Source organism: Acinetobacter sp. RUH 2624 (assembly GCF_000162375.2).
GTDB lineage: Bacteria > Pseudomonadota > Gammaproteobacteria > Pseudomonadales > Moraxellaceae > Acinetobacter > Acinetobacter nosocomialis.
On sequence record NZ_KI391941.1, the window covers coordinates 4,866 to 8,295 of the forward strand.

Here is a 3,430-nt window from a genome sequence, read left to right on the forward strand (position 1 = left end):
CCATCATGTAGCTTTTATCGCTTTAGCGCCTTAACTTATTTAAGTGGCGTAACTTGCATAACTTATGCATCCTATTTAAGTGATGTAAGTTATAGTATTCCGTGTCAGGAATCTGTCTACTTATCAGCGTCCGCGGAACTGCAGGATTTCTGCTTTGTTGTTCGCAACGAGGGCTAATTCTGGAGTTCCGTATAAGGCATAATCAATAACGACGCCTGATGCGAACATAGCGATTGGGCTGAAACGGAAGGTATCAGGAGCAATCGCTTTGGCAGAATTCCCCAAGGTGCTCACAATAAGATTCACATTGATGAAATCTGGCTTTCTACTCAGCCCATGGATATGCGAGCAGTTACTTATACTGCTCTTTCTCATGTCCTAAAAGCCTTTGACCATGTCAAATCGCAACATTGAGGTTATCTTGTTTTGGAATAAGCGTGGTAATTGTATGAAAGTGTTGATACATGATGGACTGGGTATTCAAAGCTCTACGGTTGAAACAAGCAACATTTCACTGGACTCAAACTCATCATAGTGAAACAATTACAAGCATTGATTCAGAGTTTCGCTTGATAAAGAATTTGACAATGTGCATCAAACATCATGACATCAATTCAGTCAGCCAAGCTGAATAGCCTAGATCCGTGTCTGTGCAGAAAAGGACGCCTTCATATAAAATAACTCAAATAGATAAATTACCACCACACTGCTAGAGCCTGAGCTGAATTTAAAAATATCTATAGGGTTCACCGGGGACTTACAGTAAATTTAACTTGGATAAAAAATATCCCCCTTAAAAAAGTGGGATATTTTTAATTTATTTATTTAATATTTCTTTTAATTCATCTGCACTATATGTCGATAAATTTTCTATAGCTGCTCGAACAATACTTGAACGATTTATTCTTGCATTTTGCCCTTTTACAACCAGCTCATCAATTAGTTTACTAATATCTTCATTGAGAGAAAAAGTGTAACGAATAAATTTTTTTTCACTTGATTCTAAAGCCTTTACCCTCTTTTCTGCACCAGATATAAATGCATCTAACATTTTATCTTGTTCAGTAGGTTCAGGTTTTTTGTTTAGCCCAGTTAAACCAGCCATAGTTATACTCCTAAAAACTCTCTTGCAATACTTTCAATTTCAGCTTTCGCTTTAGGATCACTATTTACTTCAAAAACCGAAAGCCCATTTTCATCTGCATCATCATAAACATTTCGATTTGTTGTGATTGAATTCAATGCATCAATACCAAATGATTTGCATGCCTCTTTTGCATCTAAAATTCTTTGAACTTGAGAAGGAAGAGTTGGACACTGAGTAATAATTGCTCTAGCTTTCAGATTTGGATTTACTGTCTTTGCTAATTTTAAAACTTGTTCCATATGATCTAAAGTTTTTAGATCTCTTCGTTTGGGTCTAAACGGCAATAACATATGTGTAGCTATAGTCATTGCTGAACGTAATGCTTCAGAATCCTGTCCACCTGCATCAATGATAATATCTTGGTATCTTTTATCTAAATCTTTTAAAACTGAACGTATATTCCCTGATGCTTGTACTGATGGAATATTATTTAATTCATCGTTTTCATCTCTTTCTTTGACCCAATCTGTTGTTGTTCCTTGAGGGTCAGCATCTAATAAGAGGACGTCTCTTTGACTTTGTTGTAAGTAAACTGCAAGATTTTGAGCTAAACAGCTTTTACCAGCACCGCCTTTTTCACCACCAACTAAGATAATCATAATTTATGTAAGTTACGTAAGTTTGTTTGTGTATAATTTAACGGTGATTTATGAAGTAATCAACTATCATGAAAAAAAAAATTAAAAAAAAGTTATCCACAAAAGAATGGTCTTTTTGAATTTATATATATTTATTTAAATTTATTATTTATATCTCTGCTCAAAGCTTGACTAGCAAAGGGATACAGGAAGTATATGTTGACAAATTCCTACCAATAAGTTGACTTTTTCCTGTTTCTGAGTTGACATATTCCTACCAATAAGTTGACTTTTTCCTGTTTCTAAGTTGACAAATTCTGTGCATAAGTTGACAAATTCTTTTATTAAAAATACTTTCATTTGTGGACGTTAAGTAGTATTGTCAATATATCTATTTATAACATTTTCCTTAATATATCTCCCTATGAGTAACATAGTATATAAAGATAATAATTTGGTTGAAGCATCGTATTCACTAAATCTATCTGAGCAAAGGCTAATATTAATTGCGATCATTGCTGCTCGAGAAATTGAGAAAGAACTTACTTCTGATACTATACTTACGATTCATGCTTCTGAATACATGAAACAGTTTAATTTAGGACGTCAAGCATCTTATGAAGCGTTACAATCTGCATGTGATAATCTTTTTGAACGGCATTTGAATTATAAAGCAGTAGATCCTATAACTGGAAAAATAGGAATATACAAAAGTAGGTGGGTTTCAAAAGTTGGTTATGTTAAGGAAGAGGGATGCGTCCAACTAATTTTTGCACCAGATATTATCCCCTTATTTGTAAAACTTGAAGAAAAGTTCACAAGATATGAACTTAAACAAATCTCACCACTTACAAGCATTTATGCTATTCGCCTGTATGAGTTACTCATACGTTGGAGATCAACTGGTAAGTTATATATTTCTATAGATGAGCTTAGATCAAAACTCGGATTGATAGAAGATGAATATAAAAAGATGGGAGACTTTAAAAAAAGGGTTCTTACCGTAGCTTTAAATCAAATTAACAAATTTACGGATATTACTGTTTCTTATATACAAAAAAAGGAGGGAAGAAATATTTCAGAATTACATTTCATGTTTGAAGAAAAAGAACAAAATAAAACGAGTACAAGTGCTCCTTTAGAGCCAACTTATAAATTGACAGCTAAGCAATGTATATTCTTTGCTAAAAAGCTATGTGATATTACTAACTATCCAAAATTTGGTAATGATTTCGCACATCGTGGAGAGACTCTAGAAGACTTTCAGGAAAGGATATCAAGTGATCTTCTTGATAGCGATAATGTTAGAAAGTATTTTTCTTATTTGTTAGAAGTTGGTTATGCTCCTAAATACAAGAAGTAACCCTTTAGTTAATTGTCACTTTAAACAAAAGACCACGCCCTCTCATACTAAGTTTTTAATTAAGATTGCTTTCATGTGATTTTAATATGAATTAGCATAAGTTACATAACTTATGCTGGTTAAGTAACCACCTATCCTGCCTTTATAATTTATTGCTGCAGTTCTCATCATCATTGGAATAAGTGGACAGATTCCTGACACGGAATACTATAACTGAGGTCACCTAAATAGGATGCATAAATTATGTAAGTTACGCCACTTAAATAAGTTAAGGCGCTAAAGCGATAAAAGCTACATGATGGCCAGTACTGAGCACTGGCGATCTAAGTCAATGCTGCAGTT

The 3,430-nt window shown here is 33.6% G+C and carries 4 protein-coding genes; 1 reads left to right on the forward strand and 3 read right to left on the reverse strand.

All coding sequences use genetic code 11. From position 1 onward, the window contains the following. Positions 1-123: 123 nt before the first annotated feature. The 3 genes from HMPREF0014_RS24355 to HMPREF0014_RS24365 all read right to left on the reverse strand — a co-directional run bounded on the left by HMPREF0014_RS24355 (position 124) and on the right by HMPREF0014_RS24365 (position 1,746). On the reverse strand, positions 124-375 hold the full coding sequence (locus HMPREF0014_RS24355; RefSeq protein WP_001232338.1) for a hypothetical protein: 252 nt from the start codon (positions 373-375) through the stop codon (positions 124-126). Between the two features lie 442 nt (positions 376-817). Beyond that, positions 818-1,105, reverse strand: a complete 288-nt coding sequence (locus tag HMPREF0014_RS24360) for a hypothetical protein (RefSeq protein ID WP_000908082.1) — start codon at positions 1,103-1,105, stop codon at positions 818-820. Between the two features lie 2 nt (positions 1,106-1,107). Beyond that, positions 1,108-1,746 (reverse strand): AAA family ATPase, encoded by a 639-nt coding sequence (locus tag HMPREF0014_RS24365; RefSeq protein ID WP_000585007.1) that lies wholly within the window; start codon positions 1,744-1,746, stop codon positions 1,108-1,110. Between the two features lie 403 nt (positions 1,747-2,149). Here HMPREF0014_RS24365 and repM point away from each other — a divergent pair, with 403 nt between their 5' ends. Beyond that, complete coding sequence (gene repM, locus HMPREF0014_RS24370; RefSeq protein WP_002046604.1) at positions 2,150-3,088, forward strand: replication initiation protein RepM; 939 nt, start codon at positions 2,150-2,152, stop codon at positions 3,086-3,088. Positions 3,089-3,430 lie beyond the last annotated feature (342 nt).

What these genes read in the sequence shown, in the direction of transcription:
- HMPREF0014_RS24355 (WP_001232338.1), bottom strand. Translation starts at nt 375, where the DNA reads ATGAGAAAGAGCAGTATAAGTAACTGCTCGCATATCCATGGGCTGAGT.
- HMPREF0014_RS24360 (WP_000908082.1), bottom strand. Translation starts at nt 1,105, where the DNA reads ATGGCTGGTTTAACTGGGCTAAACAAAAAACCTGAACCTACTGAACAA.
- HMPREF0014_RS24365 (WP_000585007.1), bottom strand. Translation starts at nt 1,746, where the DNA reads ATGATTATCTTAGTTGGTGGTGAAAAAGGCGGTGCTGGTAAAAGCTGT.
- repM (WP_002046604.1), top strand. Translation starts at nt 2,150, where the DNA reads ATGAGTAACATAGTATATAAAGATAATAATTTGGTTGAAGCATCGTAT.